The following is a 24831-nucleotide window of genomic DNA, read 5'->3' as shown; positions in this document are numbered from 1 at the left end:
CTCGTGCTTTCCTTACGACGTAGGAGACTTGCTTGCGAGACCGGCGGTCCAGCGATACGTGGCGTAGACGCACACGATGAACGCCAATGCGCCGAGCCAATTCGACGCGGATGCGAACGAATCGCCGACGACCGCGAACGGAGTCGAGTTCTTCGAGGCGACGATGACGCCCGCGTTGACGACGCCGAACAGGCTCTCACCGACGATGAAACCAGAGGCGACCAGCACGCCGAGCCGGCGTGCGACCTCGCCGAACGGCTTGCCCGCGACCCAACGGTTGTACGCATATCCGACGACGGCGCCGACAACCGCGCCCGCGGTCGTCGAAGCGGGTAAGTAGATGCCGAGGCCGACGGCCAGCGGCGGCAGCTGCCATTTCGTCGTGGCGCGAAGGACCTCGTCGAAGATGATGATGCCGATGCCGATGAGCACACCCGTGCCGATAAGCCCCCAATCGATTTGCCCTTCGATAACGCCCTTCGCGAGCGCCGAGATGAGCGTCGCCTGCGGTGCGGGCAGCGCGTGCGGCCCTGCGCCGAAGCCGTACGCCGTGTTGAGGAGCGACAGTATCGGCGGGATGACGATCGAGCCGAAGATGACGCCGGCGATGAGTGCGACCTGCTGGCGCCAAGGCGTCGCGTCGACGAGCTGACCGGTCTTAAGGTCTTGTAAGTTGTCGTTCGAAATCGTCGCGACGTTGAGCAGCACGGCAGTGACGAACAATGCATAAGCGACGAGTGCAGGCGCGCCGGCCGGCCCAGCGGTCTTCGCGACGACGACGAGCACGAGCGAGGCGCCGATGACGCTCAAGATGCCAAGGCCGGAGACAGGACTGTTCGACGAGCCGATGAGTCCGGCCATGTAGCCGCACGCCGCAGCGACGAAAAATCCCGCGACGACGATATAGAGCACGCCGACGACGACGAGCGGCACCGTCAGCGATGCGAGCGCGCTACCGTTGAGAAAGATCGCGAGTAGCGCGGCTATAGGTATGAAGCACGCGAGGCTTATGATCCCGACGACGCTGATCGAAAGGTCGCGCTCGGTGCGCGGCAGACCGGCATCGCCGCCTGCTTTCGTGCGGGCGCGGGTCGCGGCGATCGCGGACGTCACGCCCGTCCACACCGGCTTTGCGAGTCTGAAGATCGTCCAGATCGCCGAGATGCCGATGGTGCCCGCCCCGATGAAGCGAACTTGGTGTGCCCAGACGGTCGTCGCGACGGTGGCGGCGTCGCCCACCATCGGATGCATCGAGGTCAAGAGCGGCGTCAAGACGCCCCACGCGAGGAATAGCCCGACGAAGATCGCCATGCCGACCGCAAGTCCGATGAGGTGCCCCGCACCGAGCAGCGCGAGCGACAAGCCGATGCCGAATCCGCTCGCACCCATGCCGACTCGGATATAGCCCTGGAGCGTGTCGATGAACACGCGTGAGGCCACGACGAGCGCGAAGGCCGCCGACACGATCGAGCTGACGACGAGGGTGAGCAGGCCTTTCTTGTTCTCGTCCATCGACGCGGCTGTCGCGCCGCGCGAACCGACGCCGACCTTGAGTACTTCTGCGGCGGCGACGCCTTCAGGATACGGCAGATCCGATTGCGCGACGAGCGCGCGCCGCAGCGGCACGCTGTACATGACGCCGAGGATGCCGCCCGTGACGCAAATCGTGAAAGACTCCCAGTATGGGAAGCCAGTCCACCAGCCGACCATGACGAGCCCGGGCAGCACGAAAATGATCGACGAGAGCGTGCCTGCGGCCGACGCGACCGTCTGGACGATGTTGTTCTCGAAGATCGTCGCCGACCGAAAGGCGCGAAGGACCGCCATCGAGATGACGGCGGCGGGGATCGACGTCGCGAAGGTGAGGCCGATCTTGAGTCCGAGATAGACGTTCGCCGCGGTGAAGACCAAAGTGATCGCCGCGCCAAGGATGATCGCGCGCCACGTGAGTTCGATTTGGGCTTCCCGGTCTTGCGAGGCTGTCGCGGTGGCCAAGGGCGCCATCCTTTCGCGGCGAGAGCGCGCAACGCGCGAGCGCGCGGCGAGTGAGGCCGCGGTCGAGGGTTCACGTTGGGCGGGCCCGCGCGCGATGCCTTTCGCGTCGAGGGTAGCGCGCGCGACCGCGAGAAAAGGCCGTGATGTATAAAGGATTGGCGTTCATCGCATACTCGGTCAAAGACGTGCCGGGTGCGATCAAGTTCTACCGCGATGTCGTCGGCTTGACTCCCGGCGACATGTTCACCGACTTCTGGGCCGAATTCGACGTCGGCGAATCGACCTTCGGGATCGGCAACGGCGAGTCGATCGGCATCAAAGCGGGCTCTCAGGGCAGCGCGGCCTTCGAAGTCGATGATGTCGATGCGGAGCACGATCGTCTGAAGAAACTGGGCGTCGAGATCGGCGACGTCTTCGACAATCCGATGTGCCGGGCGTGCTTCGTCACCGATCCGGAAGGGAACCGCTTCGCACTCCACCAGCGCAAGAGCTGACGCGCCGCCTTGGGCGTCATCATCGCACTCGCTGCCGCGGCGGTGTACGGTGCGGGCGACTTCTTCGGCGGCCTAGCCACAAAGCGTGACTCGGTCCTCACCGTCGTGCCGCTCACCGGTCTGTTCGGTCTTGCGACGGCGCTCCTCGCCGTGCCGTTGCTCAGCCCCGGACCGCCGAGCGCGCGTGATCTCGAACTCGGCGCGCTCGTCGGTGTGTTCGGCGGCGTCGCGATCGCGTGTCTTTATCGCGGGCTAGCGATCGGCAGCATGAGCGTCGTTGCGCCCATCACCGCCGTCATCGCCGCGGTCGTCCCCGTCGGTTATGGGTTCGTCATCGGCGAACGGCCGTCGACGATCGCCATCATCGGCATCGTCCTCGCGATCGGCGCCGTGGCGCTCATCTCCTCGTCGTCGCATGAGGACGTCAGTGGACAAGCCGAGCCGCGACGCGCCGGGCTCGTGGAAGCGTTCGCCGCGGGCATCGGCTTCGGTCTGCTCTACGTCATCCTGTCGCAGACGTCGCGCGGGATGTGGCCGCTGGTGGCAGCTCGTGTCGTCTCGGTCGCTTCGGTTGGCGCCGTCGCGCTCGCGTTGGGGCGCTTCACCGTCCCGGCGCCGAAGTCAATCAGGACGATGGCGTGGAGCGGGGTGCTCGACATGGGCGGCAACGTCTTGTACCTGTTGTCGCTCCGCTACACGTTCATCTCCGTCGCTGCGGTCATAACGTCGCTCTATCCGGCGAGCACCGTCATGCTCGCCCGCATGGTCCTCGGCGAGAGGCTCGGCCGGCTCCAGTGGCTCGGCGTCGGCTGCGCGGCCATCGGCATCTCGCTCATCGCCCGCGGCTAGACGGGACTTTCGGCCTGGGAGCGGTCGAGATTCATCTCCACCGGAACTCCGCGCCACGATGCATTATCGGCCGGAGCTGCGGTATACTATGGATGATGAGGCCCGACCTCACACACGGATCGTTTAGCGCTAAGCGCGCCGACACCGACGCCGTCGACGTCGCGCGATCGATGTTGCGCATCATGCTTGAGGGCCACACCGATCGGCTCGGCGCCGAGCTCGCCGACGGGACGACGCTCTACGCGTGCGAAGGTGCGCCGCGCGCGGTCATCATCGCGCGTCATCTGGGAGCGCTTCGCGCGCTCGCCCTCGGCCCCGAGAGCGCGTCCGCGGCCCGCACCGTCATCGAAGGCGACCTCGATGTCCGGGGTGAGGTCGAATTTGCGATCGCGCAGGTCGAGCGTCTTTCGCGCGAGCTACGAGCGCGCGATGCGGCTGCTATCGTGTCGATGGCGCTTCGCTTGCCGCCCTCGTTAAGCGATCGCACGAATGGCCGTACGCGTCGCGCCTACCGCGCGCGCGGTCGCAAACACTCGCTCGATCGCGACAAAGCGGCGATCGCGTACCACTACGACGTCTCGAACGAATTCTACGAATTGTGGCTCGACCGCGAACTCGTCTATTCGTGCGCGTATTTCAAGGACGGTTCGCACTCGCTCGACGACGCGCAGCTCGCAAAACTCGACCACATCTGCCGCAAGCTGCGACTACGTGCCGGGGAGCGGCTCGTCGACGTCGGATGCGGCTGGGGGAGTCTCGTCCGTTTCGCGGCGCGCGAGTACGGTGCCAAAGCGGTGGGGATCACGCTCAGCCGTCGGCAAGCGGAATACGCGCGCAAGCGAATCGAGGCCGAGGGGTTGACCGATCGCTGCGAGGTCGAGCTGCTCGACTATCGCGAACTTGACAAGCTCGGACCGTTCGACAAAGCAGCGAGCGTCGGGATGGTCGAGCACGTCGGGATCGACATGTTGCCGAGCTACTTCCGAGCGGTCCACGGAGCGCTCGTGCCCGGCGGCTTGTTCCTCAATCACGGCATCACGTCGCAGCGCGTTCGGCCGAGCGGGCTCGCCGCTCTTGTCGAGCGGTTCGCGCCGAAACGTTCGACTTTCATCGAGCGCTACGTCTTCCCCGACGGCGACCTGCCTCGCATCGATCAGATAGCCGTCGCCGCGGAGGAGGCCGGCTTTGAGGTGAGCGACGTCGAGAACTTGCGCGAGCACTACGCGCTCACGTTGCGCGAGTGGGTGCGCCGGCTCGAAGCGAACGAAGCGCGGGCGCGCGCGACCGTCGGCGACGAGACGTACAACGTCTGGCGCTTCTACATGGCCGGCTCCGCGCACGGCTTTTCGGTGGGGCGCATGGGACTGGGCCAGACGCTCCTAGCGAAGCGTCTGCCCGACGGGAGCGTCCGCGTGCCGCCGACGCGCGAGGACATTTACCGCCGCTAGGTTTAGGTCGCCGCCCGCTTCCCGAAATGGCGCCGTCCGCGTCTCGGGGGACGCATCTCCGGCGGGAGCGGATCGTCTCCAGCCGCCTTGAGCAGCGCGTCGACGAAATACTCCGCGGCCGTCTCCGACGACCGGGCGTTCGAGGGGTCGTACAGCCGCCGCAGCGGCTCCGACTCTGCGGACTTCATCTCGACATCCCAGAAGTAGTCCGACCATCGCGCGGTGACGACCGAGTTCTTATAGCTTGCGCGACGGCGCTCGACGTCGACGCGCGTGTCCGAGAGCTGCGCTTTGATGGTATCGAAGAATTCCTTGATGTACTGGTCCGGTTCCACGATTCACTACCTTTCAGGACCGGTGATGTTCGACACCAGAGGGTGGCTTTCCGTCCCGCCGAAGCGGGAATTTCATGCCAGATAAGCAGCAGGACGTCGTCAAGAAGTTCCAATCGTTGGGCTTTGTCGTCATCGGGAAGGCGGCGAACGGCAACGTATTCGTCGAACTGCGCGGCAACGAGCCGATAAGGGCTGCGGTTACCGCAGACGGCGCCGTCGAGCAGCTCTCGGGCGATATAAGCCGCTTCGATTGGGTCAACAAAAAAGACCGCAAGAAATAAAAAACGCGCTCCGCTTCGAGGCCGGATGCTTTGCCTCGGGCGGAGCGCGCTGTGGCGACAGGCTAGGGCGACAGGCTCGGTGGTAGTATGTACGCCGGGATCCACGCGGGTGGCGTACCGATGACGAGCGTGATGTCGCTGCCGCCGGTCAGCGGCACCGACGCGATCGGATCGGTCGTGTCGAGCGTGCCGTTGATGTAGATCGACACCGGCCCGGTGAACTGCGCGATCTGCGTGCTCGTGAGCGGCTCACCCCAGAGCTTGAAGAAGGTCCCAAGCGTGTACGGCTGGTCGACCTTCGACTCGATGTGGATGATGCCGGTCCGGTCGTGCGTGTGTACGAAGTAGAGGCACGTCGTGTGGTAGATGTAGCCGCTCTTGCCGCTGCCAGGCTGGAACATCCCGACGCCCATCGGCACCGTGAGCTGCTGGCCGTTGACGAAGATGCTCAACTGGACGTGGTGGTGGAACGGCTCCGACAGCTGGGCGAGGCAATTGAGGCCGGCGACCTGCTGGCCCTGTCCGCCCGTCGCGGTGTCGTGGTTGGGCCACGTCGGCGTACCGATTAGACCAGCGATGGCGAGCTGGATCGGCGTCGGCGTCGGCGACGGCACGTCGAAAGGCGCGGCCGCGTGGCCGCTCCGCGACGTCGGAGATTGAACGCCGCTCGTGCCGTACATCGAGCAGCCCGCGACGACGATCGCCGTCGCGATGGTTGCGACCGCCGCGGTCGATAAAGCGTTTCTAAGCCTCATGTGCGCACCTTCCGGACGTAGTGATGTGGAGCACAGGCTACTGCGCGCGGACGCGGCTCACAACCCCCATTCGAAGAGCCCAATGCGCGCCACCCGGAGGTCCCGTTTGCGCGAACTCCCGCGTAACGGGCGCAGTGCGCCAAACGATGCAGAGAGGGTGTCGCGCGGCCCAATCATCGGGCAGGCGTCCCGCACAGCGTAGAGAACAGACAGGCCGACAGTGCGCAGCGACGCGGTTTCGGCGCAATTATATGGAGGGACGGGCGGTGACGAGCAGCCAGAGCGCGCAGGATCCCGGCACCCCTGAAGAGATCAGCCGCAGGACATTTATGGCCGGCGCTACCGTCGTGCTCGGCGGCATCGTCGGTGTCGGCGTCGCGATTCCCGCGATCTTGTCGCTCGTGCCGACCGAGGCGATCATCGCTGGCTCCAAGGGGCAGTGGCCGCTCGACGCCTCCGATCTGAAGCAGCTCGAGGCGAGCGCGGAGACCCCGGTCCAGATCCACTTCACGCACCACGTCAAGGACGGCTACATCGAAACGGACGAGCCCGAATACGTGTGGGGCATGAAGCTCGGTCCTGACGGGATGGCAAAACTGCAGGCGGCGCGTCCGGACCTTCCCGATCTAAAAGTCGTGGCGGAGGGCATCTCGCCGTACCCCGCCGTCGTCATGGGCTTCATGATGTTCAGTTCGATCTGCCCACATCTCGGTTGCAAACCTCTTTGGCAAAAAGACCTCCAAAAATTTGCCTGTCCATGCCACGGCTCGCAGTTCACGAAATACGGCGAGCACGTCGCCGGTCCGGCGCCGCGCGGTCTCGACCCGCTCCCGATCGAGGAGAAGAGCGGCATCGCCAAGATCACCTGGATCCGCTACAAACAGGGTGAGCCGACGCGTATCGTCGTCTCCTACTCGTAACCCACTGCAGCGACCGAGAGGACAGAGATGATCCAGAACGTTCTGACCTGGCTCGATCAGCGGACGGGTTTCGTCACGCTGACGAAAGACTTCCTCACGGAAGACGTGCCGGGAGGCGTCAGCTACTGGTACACGTTCGGAAGCGCCACGCTTATCGCGCTCGTCATCCAGATCGTCACCGGCATCTTCCTCACGTTCTACTATTCGCCGTCGGCGACGACCGCGTGGGCGTCGACGAAATTCATCTACGAGAACGTGACGCTCGGTCAGTTCGTCATCAGCCTCCACTACTGGGGCGCATCGGCGATGATCGTCCTCATGACGATGCACCTGCTCCAGACGCTCGTGTGGGGCGCGTACAAGAAGCCGCGCGAGATGCAGTGGATCGTCGGCGTCTTGTTGTTCTTCACGACGCTAGCGATGGGGCTCACCGGCTACCTGCTGCCGTGGGACCTCGACGCGTACTTCGCGACCCAAGTATCGATCAACATCGCCGGCACCGTGCCCGTCATCGGGACGGCCATCGCGAACTTCCTCCAAGATGGTTCGACGATGGGTACGCTGACGATCGGCCGCTTCTACGGCCTGCACGTCTGGCTGACGCCGATCCTCATCTTGTTGCTCGTCGGCGCGCACCTCGCGATCTTCCGGCACAACGGCGCGGCGGGCCCGCCGGTCGACGAGAAGCCGAAGAAAGTCGGACAGTTCTTCCCCGACCAGATATTCATGGATACGGTCGTCGCGTTCATCATGTTCGGCATCATCGCGCTGCTCGCATGGCACTCGCCGGCACCGCTGCTCGCGCAGGCCGATCCGAACGACGCGCAGTTCGTGCCGACGCCCGCCTGGTATTTCTACTCGCTGTACGGCATCCTCAACGCCTCGCCGCCGAGCATGGAGCTCGTCGCGACCGTCATCCTGCCGGGTCTCGCGGTCCTCGTGTTGCTCGCGTTGCCGTGGATCGACCGCAATCCGAGCAGGAAATGGGGCACGCGTTATCTCCTGTTCGGCATCACGGCGTTCGTCTTTGCGAACATCGTCTACATGAGCTGGTTCGGCGCGAAGGTCATCGGCGAGCGGCAAGCCGCGAGCGGCTTCCACGGATTGACGCCGGTCGAAGGCGCCGGCGCTTCCCCGGCGACGCCCGCACCGGCGGGCGGCGCTGCCGTCGCAAACGCGGCTGGACAGCAAGTCTTCACGACGAATTGCGTCAGCTGCCACGGTGCGACCGGCGGTGGAACGCCGAACGTCGCGCCAGCCCTGGCCAACAATCCGTTCGTTTCGGGCGATGCGAAAGCAGTCATCTTGACGGTCGCCAATGGCATGCACGGACAGCCGGCGATGGGCACGAGCTACGGCTCCATGGCGATGCCGGCTTGGAAAGGCATCTTGACCCCCGATCAGATCGCGCAAGTCATAAGCTACATCCGCGGATCGTGGGGCAATAGCGGCAGTCCGGTGACGACGGCGCAGGTCCGAGCCGCTCTCGGCGGCAAGGCCGCCCCGCCGAAGAAGACACCGAAAAAGTAGTAGGCCGAGCGAAGCTCGGCAGGCGGGCGGAACACATGAGCGGCCTCGCAGAGCGCGATTGCATCCCGTGCAAAGGCGGCGTGCCGCCTTTGGGCGCGGACGCGATCAAATTTCTGCTCGCGGAAGTCGACGGCTGGCGATCCGTCGACGACCATCACCTCACGAAGACGTACAAGTTCAAGGACTTCGCCGGGGCGCTCGCTTTCGTCGATCGCGTCGGTGCCATGGCCGAACAGCAGTGGCATCATCCCGACGTCTACTTGGCGTGGGGCACGGTCCGTATCGACATCTGGACGCACAAGATCAACGGCTTGACGGAGAGCGATTTCGTCTTCGCGGCGAAATGCGACGCTTTGTTCGCCTGAATTCGCTCAACGTGAATTCGCTTAGGATGTAGTAGGCCGAGCGAAGCTCGGCTGCGTCAGAACCCTTCGAGGCGCGCGATGCGCCGCTCGTGGTCGTCGAGGACCGAGCGTAGCCGAAGATCCTCGATGCCCGACAACCGGTCGTCGATGCGGATGACTCGGCGTTCGGGCCGAAAAACGATTCGCCGAGCGTTCTCACGTCGGTCTTGAGTACTGCGACGTCGTCTTCATCGCGCGCGCGGTCGGCTGGTCGCTCTCTATCGTCATGACCGGCATATAGCTCGCAGCGGTTCGGCGTCAACTTGGCGGACCTTCGATGCGCTCGCGCAGGTCGCGCGAGGCCGTTCCAGCGAAGGGGTCAGGCCGCACGGGAGTCCGCGCTTCGAGCGGACTGAGAGGGCGACTCGACGTCGCCGACCGTCAACACCTGATCTGGATCATGCCAGCGCAGGGAGGAGAAGATGGCTACCACACTTCAGCCGCCGGTCCGCGGCACGCACGCATCAAGCCACAAGGTCTACGTCGACGGTTCGGACGGCATCCGAGTGCCGATGCGGCAGATCCACCTGACCGATGGCTCGGACTTCCGCGTCTACGACACGAGCGGACCGTACACGGATCCCGGCCTCGAATGCGATCCGCATCAGGGTATCGCGCCCCTGCGCGCCTCTTGGATCGAAGGTCGCGGCGACGTCGAGCGCTTGACGCAGCCGACGTCCGCATATCGTCGCGAGCGCGAGGCGAAAACCGAGCTCGACTCGATCCGCTTCGCGCACTCGCGGACCCCGCTGCGTGCAAAAGACGGGCGCAACGTCACACAGCTCCACTACGCGCGTCGCGGCGAGATCACGCCGGAAATGGAGTTCATCGCGTTGCGCGAGGGCGTCGAGCCGTCCTTCGTCCGCGATGAAGTCGCGCGCGGCCGCGCGATCATCCCGGCGAACATCAACCATCCGGAAAGCGAGCCGATGATCATCGGCCGCAACTTCCTCGTCAAGATCAACGCGAACATCGGCAACTCGGCGGTCTCGTCGACGATCGAAGCGGAAGTCGAGAAGATGACGTGGGCGACGCGCTGGGGCGCGGATACGGTCATGGATCTCTCGACCGGCAAGCACATCCATGAGACGCGCGAATGGATCTTACGCAATTCGCCCGTGCCGATCGGCACCGGGCCGATCTATCAGGCGCTCGAGAAGGTCGACGGCAAGGTCGAGAAGCTTTCGTGGGAGATATTCCGCGACACGCTCGTCGAGCAGGCCGAACAAGGCGTCGACTACTTCACGATCCATGCCGGCGTGTTGCTGCGCTACGTGCCGCTCACGGCGAACCGTATCACCGGCATCGTGTCGCGCGGTGGGTCGATCCTCGCGCAGTGGTGCCTCTTGCACCACGAAGAGAACTTCTTGTACACGCACTTCGAAGACATCTGCGAGATCATGAAGGCGTACGACGTCTGCTTCTCGCTCGGCGACGGGCTGCGGCCCGGTTGCACGGCCGACGCGAACGACGCGGCGCAGTTCGGCGAACTCGACACGCTCGGCCAATTGACGAAGATCGCCTGGCGCCACGACGTGCAGACGATGATCGAAGGCCCCGGCCACGTCCAGATGCACCTCATCAAGGAGAACATGGAGCGCCAGCTCGCCGCGTGCGACGAGGCGCCGTTCTACACGCTCGGCCCGCTCGTCACCGATATCGCGCCCGGCTACGACCATATCACGAGTGCGATCGGTGCGGCGATGATCGGCTGGTTCGGCACGGCGATGCTGTGCTACGTCACGCCGAAAGAACACTTGGGATTGCCCGACAAGCAAGACGTGAAAGACGGCGTCATCGCCTACAAGATCGCCGCGCACGCTGCCGACCTCGCGAAGGGTCATCCGACCGCGCACCACTGGGATGATGTCCTCTCGAAGGCGCGGTTCGAGTTCCGGTGGGAGGATCAGTTCGCGCTATCGCTCGATCCCGAGACAGCGCGCGCCTTCCACGACGAGACGCTGCCGGCACAGGGCGCGAAGGTCGCGCACTTCTGCTCGATGTGCGGTCCGCATTTCTGCTCGATGCGCATCACGCAAGACGTCCGCGACTACGCGAAGCAACTCGAGATCGACGCGGGGCTCAAAGCAAAAGCAGAAGAGTACCGTGAGTGGTCCGACTCATCGCGAAATCGATAAAGATGTAGCGGTCGAGCTTTAGCTCGACCGCCGCGGGCCTTCGAGATGAGATGGAGCGGTCGACCTTTACGGTCGACCGCCGCGGCCTTGCCGGTCAGAGGGGGGTGTTGCCGGCGTGCGGCAGCACCTTCGTCATGTACAGGTATCCGTTGAACGACCCCGTGCCGGTCACGTTGTCGAACCCCGCGTGCGCGTTGTAGTCGCCGTTGCTGCCTGTCAGGATATCGTAGAAGACCTTTCCCGGATACGTGCGCTTCGGGAACATCGCGTACAATCCGGACTGCGCGAGGCCGAGACGCTTGTTGTAGTAGCCGGCGTACTGTGCGTAGTCGGCGGCCAAGTTCGGTGCGACGATGCTCGTACCGCCGATCTTCAGCAGCGTGCCCGAACCGACGTAGTAGAACGTGTAGCCGGTCGTGTTGTCGGCGAGCAGCGCCGCGTCGGGCGAATTGCGGCCGCTCGTGCTTCCGAGCGTCGGCACCGACGTCTGATAGGACGGCAACGGGAAGATGACCGAGATCCCGCCGCCGCTGCCCGACCAGCCGGTGTCCGTGTTGATCGAGTCGTCGGAGTTCAATAGCATCGACGTGCCGCCGGCCGCGCCGACCCACGGCGAGCTCGATGGGAAGTCGACGCCCGTCACCGTGTTCTGGTTGGTCGAGTCCTGGCAGTCCTTCGAGCCGTTGTCGCCCGATGCCGCGAACATCGTCTGCCCTTCCGCGGCGCCTTGCTTGAAGAGATCGTTATCCGCGAGCACTTCATTGATGTCTTCGTCGATCTCGCAGAGCCCCCACGACGTCGTCACGACGTCGACGCGCTTGTCGTTCACGACGGCGAGGTAGACATCGTCGAACGTCGACAAGAGGTTGTCGACGCCTTCGTAGACGAGGACGTTCGCGCCGCTCGCGTTCGACGACGATTGTTCGACGTCGGCCGTCGTCTCTTCGCTCTCGTCGGCGTTGAAGATGCCCTGCCCGGTCGAGTTATCGACGAGCACGCGAAAGACGTACGCGCCCGGCGCTCGCGTCACGCCGCCCATCGTCCAGAAGCCGGTGAGATCGCTGTCCTGATAGTCGAAAGCGGTTTCGATCGCGATCGTCGCGTGGTTGCCGTTCGGCGCATCGCCGTTGATCGCCGGATTGACGTGGATCGACTCGTTGTACGCGGTCTGGATGTCCGTCGGTCCGTAGGGTCCGGGGTTGGTGCCGCTCGGGCTCAGCCCACCTGACGAGCGATACCTTCCGGTAAGGTGGTTGTGAAGGCGCGTGAAGTTGTTGAAGCCGCTCACCGCCATGACCGTGCCGCGAAGCGCCGTCGGTATGCGAGCCGGCGTGATATTCGCGTACGTCGCCGATCGCCCGAACCGGAACATGCCGATCGATGTTCCAAAGAAGGCTTGCGCATGCCGGACGTCAGCCGATACGTCGATGGCCTTCCGGTCGGCGTACGTGCCGATGACGCGGAAGCCTGCGTTTTCGAGCGTGGCCATCGCGTGTGCGTACGCCTGCGGTGACGGCGCGAACGCGGCTGCGAATTGTGCCGGAGTGAGGTAGCGGCCGTAGACGGGTGACGACGGATCATTCACGACGTGTAGGAATGAGTCGACGTCCTTCGGTCTTGGATAGGCGAGATGGACGACGAGCCGGACCGGCATGTTCGGGTTGGCTCGGCCCAAATAGACCGCGGTCCTCGCGAAATGCGGAACGCCCGCCGCGATGCCGTCAGTCGCAGACGCCGACGCCTGCATCGCACTCGAGGCGAATAAGCAGACCACCGCCGCCGTCACGATTCCCAAGCGAAACATCAGCATGTCCTCCCAGACCGGCCTCCAGTTGGGCCGGGTTCTACCCGAGAGGATACGTCCGGAGGTGTGACAGTCCGGGAACAAACCAGATGAAAAGGCGTTCCATTTCGCGCTCGGCCGCGCCGCGGCGCGGGTCAGTCGCCGAGTTCGCGGAAGGCGACGAGCGCCGGGAAGAGCGGGATCAAGTAGCGCTGCGACCATCCGAGATACTCGATGCCGCCGCCGCCCGTGCCGATCGACGGCTCGGGTTCGCCAGATTTCGCCGCATAGGCGCGGATCTGGCGCAACCGCTCGCGCGTCACGCGCAGGTGGACCGAAAGAAAACTGTCGTGCGCCGTGCCGTGAAGCGCTTCGTCGGCCGCGCTGAGGCGCGAGAGAATATCGTGGAGCGGCGACGCGGGCGCGCGCTTGCGCAAGATGTGGGCGCCGGCACGTGCGAGTTGAAGTCCGTTGCGACGGGCGTTCTCGCGCGCCGCGGCCGCGGAAAGGTCTTCGGCGAACTGGACCGCCGACGCGGAGCCGGTCGTTCGCGCACCGCCTCTTCCTCTTGAAAGGATGCGTTCGAGCAGCGTCACGGCGCGTTTGACGTCCTGATCGTCGATGACATCAGGACCGCTTGCGTCGGGCGATGCGCCGGCGACGCGGGCCACCTGCTCCAAGGCGGCGTTGGCGGATTCTTCAAGCCGAGCCACTCGTTCGAGCGGGTCGCCTGGTGACGGCGACGCGACCGTTGAATCCTCTCGCAGGATCACGGGATCGTCGACCCTGACGGTGTCGCCGGCGACGTCGCCGTAGAACTGTCGATACGTACGGGCCGGAAATAGTCGAACCGACAAGAGATTCGCTTTGCCGAGCGCCCGCTGGATGAGCCGGAACTGCGCGGATTGGAACCCGCTCGCGGGTTCGAGGTTTTGTCGGAACCGGTGGAACTCGATGCTGTTGAACGTTTCATCGGCGTCGCTCGGGTCCGACAAAATGCGCATCGTAGACGGCAGAAGCTCTCGGCAAGCGAAAGAGATGCGAGCGGCTGCCGTGAGCGCGGGGCGCCACGCGTCGTCTGCTCCGCGACCTTCGATGACCGCAGCGGCCGTCTGGTCCGAAGAAGAGACGTCTTGGAGCGTCGCTGCCACGACGGCCAAATCGAAAACGACGAGCTTGAAGACGATCTCCATGAGCTGATGCGTCACGATGAACGCGCGCTCGTCGGGAATCCGCGAGCTAGGTCGCTGACAGGCAAGCAGTCTATCGAGGCCGAGGTAATCGTGATAGTCGAGGCGGTGAAAACCACCGGGCAATTCAGGATTGACGTCCATTTCGCCCGTAAAGCGGCTTTTCACGTTGTCCGCCCGGACATCTTTATCGATGGTGAACGTCCACCAGTTACCGTCGCTGTCGCGCGTCATCGCGGGGACAGCGTTCCGCGGTTCATCGTCCGAACCTCCGGCAGGCACGCGACAGGGCGGCGATTTCCGGCGAAGAACTCGATTTGGTCCAGCGAGCCGCATGCGAGAGAGCACGGCCTCGCCGAACGGCAATTTTCCCGATTCAGCGGAGGCATGACATGTCAAGCCGACCGACGCGCATAGCGACCATCGTCGCCCTCGTGATGTTGGCGATCGGATGCTTCGCCTCGTACGCATCCGCCGGAACCACCGGCACGATCCAAGGATTCGTCACCGATCCCTCCGGCAGAGCGCTGGCGGGCGTCCACGTCTCGGTCGCTTCGCCGACGTCCACGACGACGACGACGACCGGCGCGAACGGATACTACGTCATCACCGGCCTACCGGTCGACACGTATCGCGTCACATTCAGCAAGCAGGGATTCGAACCGCTGATCATCGCGGGCGTGACGGTCGTCCAAGACCAAAACCGCAGGGTCGACGGCAGTTTGTCCGCTTCGATCAAGACGCTCGGCAACGTCACCGTGCGCGGGCAGACGTCGGTCATCCAGCCGACGCAGACCGCCGACACGTATACCGTGACCCAATCCGTCGTTCAGAACATCAACGGTACGCCGCAGGACCTCAACGGCTTCCAGGCTTTCAACTCGCTTCCAGGCGTAACGACCGACAACTTCGGATATCCCATCATCCGCGCCGGTCAAGAGAACGACGTCGGATACGAATATGAAGGGGTGGACAACACCGATCCCGTCACAGGCCAGTTCCTCAACGGCCTGAGCCTCAACGGCACGCGGAGCATCCAGCTCTCGACCGGCGGCTACGACGTGAGCAACGGCAACACGAATTCGGGTGTCATCAACCAGGTGATCACGCGTGGTGCGTATCCCGGCTCTGGTCAGGCGACGGTTCGCATCACCGGCCCGCTTTATGGCCACGAGCTCTCGATGGATTGGGGCAACGCGACACCGGACAACCGCTTCTCGTACTACTTTTCGTTCGGCGGTCAGCGCGACGCCGCCGGCTACGGCAATCTAAAAGACACCCTCCCGTTCGACCTCAATTTCACGAACTTCGTCGACACCGACGATACCGTCGCGAACATGTACTACCACTTCGGCAAAAACCAGTCGAACGAGCTGCAGTTCCTCTCAGACGTAACGGCCGGCGACTTCATCTTCGGCCTGCTCATGAACCCGAACACCGCGCCGTACGCTTCTGCGAACGGCAACGTGCGACTCGCCGAAGAGGTGACGGGCCCGAACGGCAACCCGATCGGCAACATCACCGAAGCGGACTACCTGACGCCGTTCCCAGGTCAGGTGGCGAACAACCAGTTCATCAAGTATCCTGACTCGCAGAGCTTCAATTCGGCCATCGATAAGTTCCAGTTCAAACGTCAGCTCAGCTCGTCGAGTTTCGTCGAGACGCGCGTTCACCAGACGATCGAGAACCTGATCTTCAACTACCCATACGACGTCGGATCTTTCTCCGATTTCTACGAAGATCTCCAGACCCAAGGCCTCGGGGCCGGCTTCGACTACACGAACCAGTTATCGAGCCGGCACTCGCTCGGCGTCGGCGCCGACTACACGGTTTTCAAATCGCTCTATTCCGCAGGTGTCCCCAGTTTCGAGCCCTTCGATATGCCGCTCGAGGGTACGAGCTGCGTGCAGCTGCTCGGCTTCAACGACTCGGGCGGCTGCTACATCGCGCCGCTCAATGCGGCTATCGATGCGATCCGCCCAGGTTTCAACTTGCCGACGAGTCATTCGCTAGCTCCGCTCACGACGTTCCCGAGCGATCTATCGTATGTCGACGACCCGGTCCACCGCATGAACTTCTACGTGAAGGACCTCTGGCAGCCGTCCGACCGCTTCACGGCCGACATCGGCGTGCGCTTCGACAAGCAGATCTACTCGCTGCCGCCGGACGTGCCGCAACAGAACATGTACTACACGTTCGACGATAACTTCAACTTCGTCACGCATCTCGGCGCGCCGATCGGAACGAACGTCACGCAGCCCCAGCAGATAAGCCCACGGCTCGGGCTGACATACAAGCTGAGCGATCGCGACGTCTTGCGCTTCTCGTACGGCAAGAACATCGAATTCGAACCCGAGTCTGGCATCGAGAACAAGTACCGCATCGACCCGGCGCTCGCGAATTGCACGGTCGGAACGACGCCGAACAACGGCTGTTTCCATCTGCTCCAAGGCGCGCCGTATCCCGGCATGCCGGGGTTCATCGTCGGACCGAACCCGAACCAACCCGTTCCGGGTACGCCGACCAATAATATCACCAACCTCTACCAGCAGATCCTCATCGACCAGAACACGAACAACTTCGCGCAATACACGCCCGTGCTGCCGCAGCGCGCCGTCAACTACGACATGTCGTTCGAGCACGCGTTCGGCAGCGGTTTCGAGCTGAAGGTCTCGCCGTATTATCGCAAAGGCACGGACTACGTCGTCGGCAGCTCAAGCCTGCTCTTCACGCTGCCGTCGGGTACGCCGGTCTTTGGACCGTTCCACTTCAGCAACGCCGGCATCAACAAGAACTTCGGCGTCGAGTTCGACCTGCAGCGCGAGGCGAGCACCGGTCTCACGGGCTTCCTCAACTTCACGTACGACAACACGCTCGCGAACTACGACGGCGACTTCTTCCCGTTCGTGAACGATGCGGCGCTCGCGTCCGGACAGATGTTCCACGTCTCGTACGTCGCGCCCGTGACCGGCACGTTCAACCTCGCGTACGATTCGCCGAACGGCTGGCACGTGTCGATGAACATGCCGTACGAGTCCGGTTACCCGTACGGTGTCGGCAAGAAAGTCTGGGTCTTCGCGAACTTCTGCGATCCGTCGCTTCCGGCGATCCCCGTCAAAGTGCTCAACACGGATCTCGCGGAGAACACCTGTGGCCCCGGCACGTCGGCGGACGCGTACTACTTCACCGACCCGGCGAACCCGGGCACGGTGTTCCAGCCGAACATCACGGCGTCGCGCGGCACGCCGGAAGGCGATGATCCGGGATCGATCCGGGGCATCCCGGTCGCGTTCGTCAACCTGACGGTCGCCCACGAGCTCGGCCGTAACTCGAACGGCACTGAGGTCGGCATTCGCGTCGAGAACATCCTCGGCAACTATACCGGCTCGACGGGTACCGGAACCAACCCGGGCAACAACGGCTTCTACGTGCCCAACGGCCTCGGTAGCTCCGGACCGGGCTCGGGCTTCAATCCGAACCAGTGCGCGCCGGGCCAGACGCTCGGCTGCGAACCTTTCATGTACAACCTGGGCCGCTTGCCGTACGAGAACGAAGCGAACTCGCCGGTACCGCGCGTCTGGACGTTCTTCATCAGCACGAAGTACTGATCGAAGCGGGAGGGCGGGTCAAGGTACGACCCGCCCTTCGGCTGAAAACGGGCGCGTGACGCAGCAAAAATACCGCTACGGCGAATTGACGTGGCCGGAAGTGAAGGCGGCCGTCGAAGCGCGCAAGGTCGCTGTCGTCCCAACGGCGACACTTGAAGACCACGGCAAGCATCTGCCCATCGATACCGACGTCCGGCTATGCGTCGCCGCGTGCGAGCGAGCTGCGGAGGCAGCGGCGGACCGCGCCGTTCTCGTGCCGCCGATCATCCACGGGTTCACGCCGCACCACATGGATTTTCCGGGTCCGATAACCATCGGCGCCGAGACGTTCATCCATTACGGCGTCGACGTCTGTACGAGTCTAGCGCGTCACGGTTTCGAGCGTATCCTCATCGTCAACGGCCACGGCAGCAACACGCCGTTCGTCGACATCATGGCGAGGCTCACCGTCGTGCAAACCGGCGCGCTCGCGGCTGCCGTCAACTACTGGGCGGCGCCTGGAGTGCGCGAGGTCGCCGAGTCGTTGAGAGAATCCGACAAGGTCGGCGGGATGAACCATGCTTGCGAGTTCGAGACGTCGATCTATCTGGCGCTGCGTCCCGACCTCGTCGACATGTCGAAGGCGTCGCGCGATCTATCGCACGAGCCGACGAAGAATTATTGGACCGATCTTATCGCCGGCGACGGTCCGCTTGCGATGATGGAGCATTGGAGCGCGATCTCGGAGAGCGGCGTCATGGGCGATCCCACGAAGGCGACGGCGGAAAAGGGCGAACGCCTACTGGCAGCGGCCGCTGCCGGCATCGTCGAGCTCATCGACGAGATGCGGTCACGTCGCAAACCGATCCGCCGAGATCATCACTGAGGCCGGGCGGCCGTTGACCATCCGCTTCGGCAGCACCTCGTGCGCGGATCTCGCTTTTTCCGAGCGCCGCGAGTGGCTCGTCACAAACGGGCTCGGCGGTTATGCCTGCGGTACGGTCGCGGGCGTCTTGACGCGCCGTTACCACGGCCTGCTCGTCGCCGCCACCTCGCCGCCCGCGGGCCGTACGCTGCTCGTCCCTAAGGTCGACGAGTCGGTGACCTACGACGGGCGCGCCTACGCGCTCGGCGCCAACGGCTGGGCGGACGGCACGGTCGATCCGCGCGGCTTCACGTCGATCGAATCGTTCAGGCTCGATGGCACCGCGCCGGTCTGGCGCTATGCGTTCGCCGACGCGATCCTCGAAAAGCGCATTTGGATGAAGCGCGGCGCGAACATCACGTTCGTCCGCTACGAGGTCGCGCGCGCGTCCGCTCCGGTCGACCTCAGCATCACCCTCTTCATCGACGGGCGCGACCATCACGGCTCGACGCGCGCGAGCGGTGCGCCGCCGACGCTCGAGCCGTCGCACGGGGGCTTCCGATTCGCCACCGCGCCGGGTGCGCCGGCGGGTTGGGCGATGTCGGACGCGATAGCGTGGGTGCTCGACGGCTCGTGGTACTACGGGTTCGATCTTGCGCGCGAACGCGAGCGCGGGCTCGATGCGCGAGACGATCACATCTGCGCGGCGCACGGCAGCATCACGCTCGCACAAGGCGCCGGCTGCGCGATTGCTCTCGGCGCCGAAAGCGAAACGCCGGCCGCGCCCGAGGACGACGAGTGGGAGGCATTCGCGGCGCGCGAGCGCGATGTCGCGTCCGCTTTGCGTGCCACACAGACCGCAGGCTCGGACGAGCCGTGGATCGATCGCCTGGGGCTCGCGGCACACCAGTTCATCGTCAAGCGCGGTGAAGGCGATACCGTCATCGCCGGCTATCCGTGGTTTACGGACTGGGGGCGCGATACGATGATATCGCTCCCCGGCCTCACGCTGGGGTCCGGCCGCTTCGACGTCGCGCGATCGGTGCTCCGGACGTTCGCGCGGTTCGTCGATCGCGGCATGATCCCGAACCAGTTCCCCGACACGGGCGGCGCGCCCGAGTACAACACGGTCGACGCGACGCTTTGGTACATCCTCGCGATCGAGCGGTGCGCGAGCAGTGCGCAAGACGCCGCGTTCGCGCGCGAGATGCTACCGGTCGTCGACACGATCGTCGACTGGCACGTTCGCGGCACGCGTCACGGAATCAAGATGGACGAGACGGACGGGCTGCTCGCCGCCGGCGAGGCGGGCGTCCAGCTCACGTGGATGGACGCGAAGGTCGGCGACAACGTCATCACGCCGCGCATCGGCAAACCCGTCGAGGTGAATGCGCTTTGGGTCAACGCACTCGCAGCCGCCGGCCGGCTCGCGATGACGACGGCCGGATCGCCCGCGAAGTTCGACGGCCTTGCCGCAAACGCTCGCGCGGGTTTCGAGCGATTTTGGCGCCAGGATCTCGGTTTCTGCGTCGACGTCCTCGATGGTCCGGACGGAGCGGACGCATCATTGCGGCCGAACCAGATCTTCGCGATTTCGCTGCCGGAGCCGCTGCTCGACGAGACGAGGATGCGCAAGGTGGTCGACGCCTGCGGCAGAGCGCTCCTCACGTCGTACGGCTTGCGCACGCTCGCCCCAAGCGATCCGCGCTACGCCGGCCGCTACGAAGGTGATCCGTCGCGGCGCGACGGCGCGTACCATCAAGGAACGGTCTGGCCGTGGCTGCTCGGCCCATACGCGATCGCACACTATCGCGCGTACGGTGACGCGCGCGCAGCCCGAATGCTGCTCGCGCCGCTCGAGGATGCGCTCTTCGCATACGGGCTCGGACAGATCCCTGAAGTTTTTGACGGCGACGCACCGCATGCGCCGGGCGGTTGCATCGCCCAAGCTTGGTCGGTGGCGCAGACGCTGGAGGCTTGGATGACGTTGGCCGCGCAGAGACGCCCATGACCCCGCTGACGCACGAGGAGCAGCGTCTCCAGGATGACGCCGCCGGCAAAGCGCGATGGCGTCGCTGGGGGCCGTACGTGAGCGAGCGCCAATGGGGAACCGTCCGCGAGGACTACAGCGCCGGCGGAACCGCGTGGGAATATTTCCCGCACGATCACGCGCGTTCGCGCGCCTATCGTTGGGGTGAAGACGGCATCGCTGGGATCTCCGACGATCACCAGTTCCTCTGCTTCGCGGTCGCTCTTTGGAACAAGAAGGACCCGATCCTCAAAGAGCGCCTCTACGGCCTCACGGGCAACGAAGGCAACCACGGCGAGGACGTCAAGGAGTGCTACTTCTACCTCGACGGCACGCCGACGCACTCGTACATGAAGTGCCTCTACAAGTATCCGCAAGCCGCATTCCCCTACGAGGCGCTGCTCGCCGAAAACCGCCGGCGCACGAGGAACGATCCCGAGTTCGAGCTCGTCGACACTGGCATTTTCGACGGCGACCGCTACTTCGACGCCTTCGTCGAGTACGCGAAAGCAGACGTCGACGACGTGTCGATCCGCATCACCGTCACGAACCGCGGGCCCGAACGCGCCGAGATCGAGGTGGTGCCGACGCTCTGGTTCCGGAACACCTGGTCGTGGGCGCCACAAAGCCCGAGGCCGTCGCTCCACCGTGCCACCGACGCGGCGCACGTCGCCGTCGAGGCGCTTCACCCAAGTCTCGGTCGCATGCTCCTCGAGTGCGAAGGCGAACCGCAAACGCTCTTCACCGAAAACGAGACGAACTACGAGCGGCTTTTCGGAGTCCGCAACGAGATCGACTACGTGAAGGACGCATTTCACCGCTACATCATCGACGGTGAGAGCGATGCGGTCAATCCGCTCGGAGAAGGCACGAAGTGCGCGCTGCGCTACGCGATCGCGATCGACGCGGGCGCGACGCGCGTCATCCGCCTGCGCCTCCACTCGGGGCTGCCCGCATCCCTGCCGGCCGCATTCAGCACGGCTTTCGACGATCTGTTCGACAAGCGCAAGGCGGAAGCGGACGAGTTCTACGAACGCATCACGCCGTTTGCTATGTCCGACGACCTACGCGCGATCCAGCGCCAAGCGTTCGCGGGTATGCTCTGGTCGAAACAGTTCTACCGCTACGTCGTCGAGCGCTGGCTCGATGGGGATCCGGCCGGTCCTCCGCCGCCCGCCGAGCGTCTTAACGGCCGCAACCACGAATGGGTGCACATGTACGCCGACGACGTGCTCTCGATGCCGGACAAATGGGAATACCCCTGGTTCGCTTCCTGGGATCTCGCGTTCCACGTCGTGACGTTCTCGCTCATCGATCCTGCGTTCGCGAAGGAGCAGCTCGCGCTGCTCACGCGCGAATGGTACATGCACCCGAACGGTCAGCTGCCGGCGTACGAGTGGGCATTCGGCGACGTCAATCCGCCGGTCCATGCGTGGGCGGCGCTTCGCGTCTACCGCATCGAGCGCGAGATGTACGGCCGCGCGGACACGCTCTTCCTCGAACGCGTCTTCCAGAAACTTCTCATGAACTTCACGTGGTGGCTCAACCGCAAAGACGCAGACGAGAACGACATCTTCCAAGGCGGCTTTCTCGGCCTCGACAACATCGGCGTCTTCGATCGCAACGCGCAGCTGCCGACGGGCGGCCATATCGACCAGGCTGACGGCACCGCGTGGATGGGCATGTACTGCATGAACATGCTCACGATCGCGGTCGAGCTCGCGATGACGAAGCCGGCGTACGAAGACATCGCGAGCAAGTTCTTCGAGCACTTCCTGCGCATCGCCGAAGCGATGAACCACGTGGGCGAGAAAGAGATCGGCCTGTGGGATGACGAGGACGGCTTCTACTACGACGTCCTCCACTTGCCGAGCGGCGAGCACGACCCGCTCCGCGTTCGCTCGACAGTCGGGCTTGCGCCGCTCTTCGCGGTGGCGACAGCCCAAGCTGCGCTCGGCGAGAAGCTGCCGAACCTGCGCGCGCGCGTCGAGTGGTTCCTCGCGCACCGGCCCGATCTAGCGGACAACGTCGCGAGCTTCGTCATGCCCGGCGTCGACGGACGGCGACTGCTCTCGATCGTCAACCGCGATCGTCTGTCGCGCATCCTCTATCGGATGCTCGACGAATCGGAGTTCCTCTCGCCGCACGGCGTGCGTGCGCTCTCCAAGTACCATGCGCTGCGACCGTTCATGATCGAATCGAACGGGACGACGCACATGGTCGGCTACGAGCCCGCCGAATCGCGTACCGGCGCATTCGGCGGCAATTCGAACTGGCGCGGGCCGGTATGGTTCCCGATCAATTACCTCATCATCGAGGCGCTTCAAGTGTACCACTACTACTACGGCGACGATTTTATGGTCGAGTGCCCGACCGGATCGGGCAAGTACATGAATCTCTGGGATGTCGCGATGGAGCTCGAGCGCCGGCTCATCGGATTGTTCGCCCGCGATTCACAAGGCAAACGCGCGGTCTTCGGTGCGTCCGAGAGATTCCAGACCGACCCGCATTGGCGCGATCACATCCCGTTCTACGAATATTTCAACGGCGACGACGGCGCCGGCTTGGGCGCGAGCCATCAGACCGGCTGGACCGGTATCGTCGCGAAGATGATCCGCCAAGTCGCCCAATACGACGGCCGAAGCGCTAAGGACTAGACGAACATGGAGAGCGTGGACGTCATCGTCATCGGCAGCGGTCAGGGAGGCGTGCCCTTCGCGGTCGATCGCGCGAAGCGCGGCGAGCGCGTCGTGCTCATCGACCGGGGACGCCTAGGCGGCTCGTGCGTCAACTACGGCTGCACGCCGTCGAAAGCGTTCCTCGCCGCCGCGCACACCGCGGGCCGCGCGCGCCACGGCGAAAAGCTCGGCGTACGCGGCGACGTCAGCGTCGATTTCGGCGCGACGATGGATCGCGTGCGCGCGATACGCGACGAGTTCATGCAGAGCGTCGAGAAACGGGTCGCGGCCGCCGGGATCCGCGTCGTGCGAGCCGAGGCGTCGTTCAGCGGCGAGCGCATCGTCACGGCGGGCGGCGAACAGTTCGAAGCGCCGCTCATCGTCATCGACACCGGCACGTCGCCGCTCGTGCCGATGGTTTACGGCCTCGCCGGCACGCCCTACATGACGAACCTCACCTTCTTCGATCAGCGCGTTTTGCCGAAACGCCTGCTCGTCATGGGCGGAGGATACATCGGGCTCGAACTCGGTCAGGGCATGGCTCGCTGCGGCTGCGAGGTGCACGTCGTCGATTCGAACGCGCGTGTCCTCGCGCGCGAAGAACCGGACGCGTCGGAGGCGCTCGCGCAAGGGCTGCTGGCAGACGGCATGTCGCTCCATCTCGGCCGCCAGGCGGTCGCGATCCGCTACGACGGCGCCTTCGAGATGGAACTCGACGACGGTTCTACGTTGCAGGCCGACGCGCTGCTCGTCGCCGTCGGCCGCCGTCCGAACGCAGAGGCGCTCGCACCGGAGAAGTCTGGCATCGCGCTCGACAAGCGCGGCAACATCGGGATCGACGCGCGTTTCGCGACGAGCTGCACCGGCGTCTATGCGATCGGCGACGTCGCGGGCCAGCCGGCGTTCACCCACGTATCCTGGGAAGATCACCGTCGTCTTGAAGACATCCTCGCCGGTGGTATCCGGACGCGAGATGATCGCGTGCTCGCCTACACGACGTTTACGGAGCCGCAGGTCGCGCGTGTCGGGATGACGGCGGACGAAGCGCGCAAGACCGGCCGCGATGTGCGCGCCGTCACGTTGCCGATCGGGGACGTCGCGCGCGCCGTCGAGTGGGGGCAAACGGTCGGCTTTTTCCGGCTCGTCGTCGACAAGCAGAGCGCGAAGATCCTCGGGGCGACGCTTGTCGGCTACGAGACCGGCGAGCTCGTCCACGTCATCCTCGCACACATGGAAGCCGGATCGACGTGGCGCGTCCTCGAGCGCTCGGTCCACGTGCATCCCACCTACGCCGAAGGGCTGCCGAGCTTGGCCCGCCTGCTGTTGGACTAAAAAAGCCGAGCTGCGCTCGGCTTTACGGCTTGCAAGGCATATCCGTAGGCCCTAGCCCGCCGAGGCACCCCAATACGCGTGGAGCGCGTCCTCGACCGGAGCCGGCCGGCGCGAGAGCGCCACACCGCCGGCGACGGCAGCGACGGCGATCACCGAGAGGAAGACGAAGAGACCGATCCGGGTTGCGGGCAGGTTCACGGCAGTGATTACCTTTCTGC

The 24831-nt window shown here is 64.5% G+C and carries 19 protein-coding genes and 1 riboswitch; of the genes, 13 read left to right on the top strand and 6 right to left on the bottom strand.

Annotated features, from left to right (window positions below; all coding sequences use genetic code 11):
* Positions 1-12: 12 nt before the first annotated feature.
* Positions 13-1995 (bottom strand): oligopeptide transporter, OPT family, encoded by a 1983-nt coding sequence (locus tag VFO25_07635; GenBank protein ID HET9342768.1) that lies wholly within the window; start codon positions 1993-1995, stop codon positions 13-15.
* Positions 1996-2138: 143 nt separating this feature from the next.
* Here VFO25_07635 and VFO25_07630 point away from each other — a divergent pair, with 143 nt between their 5' ends.
* From VFO25_07630 to VFO25_07620, 3 genes are all read left to right on the top strand, one after another.
* Positions 2139-2489: a VOC family protein gene (locus VFO25_07630; GenBank protein ID HET9342767.1), complete on the top strand. Its 351-nt coding sequence runs from the start codon at positions 2139-2141 to the stop codon at positions 2487-2489.
* 9 nt (positions 2490-2498) lie between these two features.
* Positions 2499-3338 (top strand): DMT family transporter, encoded by an 840-nt coding sequence (locus VFO25_07625; protein HET9342766.1) that lies wholly within the window; start codon positions 2499-2501, stop codon positions 3336-3338.
* 92 nt (positions 3339-3430) lie between these two features.
* Entirely contained in the window at positions 3431-4786 is a 1356-nt protein-coding gene (locus tag VFO25_07620; protein HET9342765.1) for a cyclopropane-fatty-acyl-phospholipid synthase family protein, read from the top strand.
* Between the two features lie 2 nt (positions 4787-4788).
* On the opposite strand, the gene VFO25_07615 is transcribed toward VFO25_07620, so the two are convergent.
* Positions 4789-5121 carry a hypothetical protein gene (locus VFO25_07615; protein HET9342764.1) on the bottom strand — a complete coding sequence of 111 codons (333 nt, stop codon included), beginning with the start codon at positions 5119-5121 and terminating at the stop codon, positions 4789-4791.
* Positions 5122-5195: 74 nt separating this feature from the next.
* On the opposite strand from VFO25_07615, the gene VFO25_07610 reads away from it, so the two are divergent.
* Positions 5196-5402, top strand: a complete 207-nt coding sequence (locus VFO25_07610; GenBank protein HET9342763.1) for a hypothetical protein — start codon at positions 5196-5198, stop codon at positions 5400-5402.
* Between the two features lie 62 nt (positions 5403-5464).
* Here VFO25_07610 and VFO25_07605 read toward each other — a convergent pair whose 3' ends face one another.
* Positions 5465-6157: a hypothetical protein gene (locus VFO25_07605; GenBank protein HET9342762.1), complete on the bottom strand. Its 693-nt coding sequence runs from the start codon at positions 6155-6157 to the stop codon at positions 5465-5467.
* A gap of 266 nt (positions 6158-6423) precedes the next feature.
* Here VFO25_07605 and VFO25_07600 point away from each other — a divergent pair, with 266 nt between their 5' ends.
* From VFO25_07600 to thiC, 4 genes are all read left to right on the top strand, one after another.
* Positions 6424-7077 carry a ubiquinol-cytochrome c reductase iron-sulfur subunit gene (locus VFO25_07600; GenBank protein ID HET9342761.1) on the top strand — a complete coding sequence of 218 codons (654 nt, stop codon included), beginning with the start codon at positions 6424-6426 and terminating at the stop codon, positions 7075-7077.
* Between the two features lie 27 nt (positions 7078-7104).
* On the top strand, positions 7105-8607 hold the full coding sequence (locus VFO25_07595) for a cytochrome b N-terminal domain-containing protein (protein HET9342760.1): 1503 nt from the start codon (positions 7105-7107) through the stop codon (positions 8605-8607).
* Between the two features lie 35 nt (positions 8608-8642).
* Positions 8643-8972 (top strand): 4a-hydroxytetrahydrobiopterin dehydratase, encoded by a 330-nt coding sequence (locus VFO25_07590; GenBank protein ID HET9342759.1) that lies wholly within the window; start codon positions 8643-8645, stop codon positions 8970-8972.
* 357 nt (positions 8973-9329) lie between these two features.
* A riboswitch (TPP riboswitch) is annotated at positions 9330-9443 on the top strand.
* Positions 9434-11149, top strand: a complete 1716-nt coding sequence (gene thiC, locus VFO25_07585) for a phosphomethylpyrimidine synthase ThiC (protein ID HET9342758.1) — start codon at positions 9434-9436, stop codon at positions 11147-11149. (Overlaps the previous riboswitch by 10 nt.)
* 94 nt (positions 11150-11243) lie before the next feature.
* Here the strand turns inward: thiC and VFO25_07580 are convergent, their stop codons facing one another.
* Positions 11244-12953 carry a S53 family peptidase gene (locus VFO25_07580; GenBank protein HET9342757.1) on the bottom strand — a complete coding sequence of 570 codons (1710 nt, stop codon included), beginning with the start codon at positions 12951-12953 and terminating at the stop codon, positions 11244-11246.
* A 134-nt stretch (positions 12954-13087) separates the two neighbouring features.
* Positions 13088-14356: a tryptophan 2,3-dioxygenase family protein gene (locus VFO25_07575; protein ID HET9342756.1), complete on the bottom strand. Its 1269-nt coding sequence runs from the start codon at positions 14354-14356 to the stop codon at positions 13088-13090.
* A gap of 158 nt (positions 14357-14514) precedes the next feature.
* On the opposite strand from VFO25_07575, the gene VFO25_07570 reads away from it, so the two are divergent.
* The 5 genes from VFO25_07570 to VFO25_07550 are packed head-to-tail and all read left to right on the top strand — an operon-like array spanning position 14515 to position 24613.
* On the top strand, positions 14515-17730 hold the full coding sequence (locus VFO25_07570; protein ID HET9342755.1) for a TonB-dependent receptor: 3216 nt from the start codon (positions 14515-14517) through the stop codon (positions 17728-17730).
* A 55-nt stretch (positions 17731-17785) separates the two neighbouring features.
* Positions 17786-18595 carry a creatininase family protein gene (locus tag VFO25_07565; protein ID HET9342754.1) on the top strand — a complete coding sequence of 270 codons (810 nt, stop codon included), beginning with the start codon at positions 17786-17788 and terminating at the stop codon, positions 18593-18595.
* Positions 18596-18608: 13 nt separating this feature from the next.
* Positions 18609-20585: an amylo-alpha-1,6-glucosidase gene (locus VFO25_07560; protein HET9342753.1), complete on the top strand. Its 1977-nt coding sequence runs from the start codon at positions 18609-18611 to the stop codon at positions 20583-20585.
* Positions 20582-23260: a hypothetical protein gene (locus VFO25_07555; GenBank protein HET9342752.1), complete on the top strand. Its 2679-nt coding sequence runs from the start codon at positions 20582-20584 to the stop codon at positions 23258-23260. The genes VFO25_07560 and VFO25_07555 overlap by 4 nt, the downstream gene beginning before the upstream one ends.
* Before the next feature lie 15 nt (positions 23261-23275).
* Complete coding sequence (locus VFO25_07550; GenBank protein HET9342751.1) at positions 23276-24613, top strand: FAD-dependent oxidoreductase; 1338 nt, start codon at positions 23276-23278, stop codon at positions 24611-24613.
* Between the two features lie 51 nt (positions 24614-24664).
* Here VFO25_07550 and VFO25_07545 read toward each other — a convergent pair whose 3' ends face one another.
* Positions 24665-24811 carry a hypothetical protein gene (locus VFO25_07545; GenBank protein HET9342750.1) on the bottom strand — a complete coding sequence of 49 codons (147 nt, stop codon included), beginning with the start codon at positions 24809-24811 and terminating at the stop codon, positions 24665-24667.
* Positions 24812-24831: the final 20 nt, after the last annotated feature.

Source organism: Candidatus Eremiobacteraceae bacterium, from assembly GCA_035710745.1.
In the GTDB taxonomy this organism is placed as follows: domain Bacteria; phylum Vulcanimicrobiota; class Vulcanimicrobiia; order Eremiobacterales; family Eremiobacteraceae; genus JANWLL01.
The sequence above is the reverse complement of the archived record's forward strand: the minus strand, read 5'-3'. Positions and strand labels throughout refer to the sequence as shown.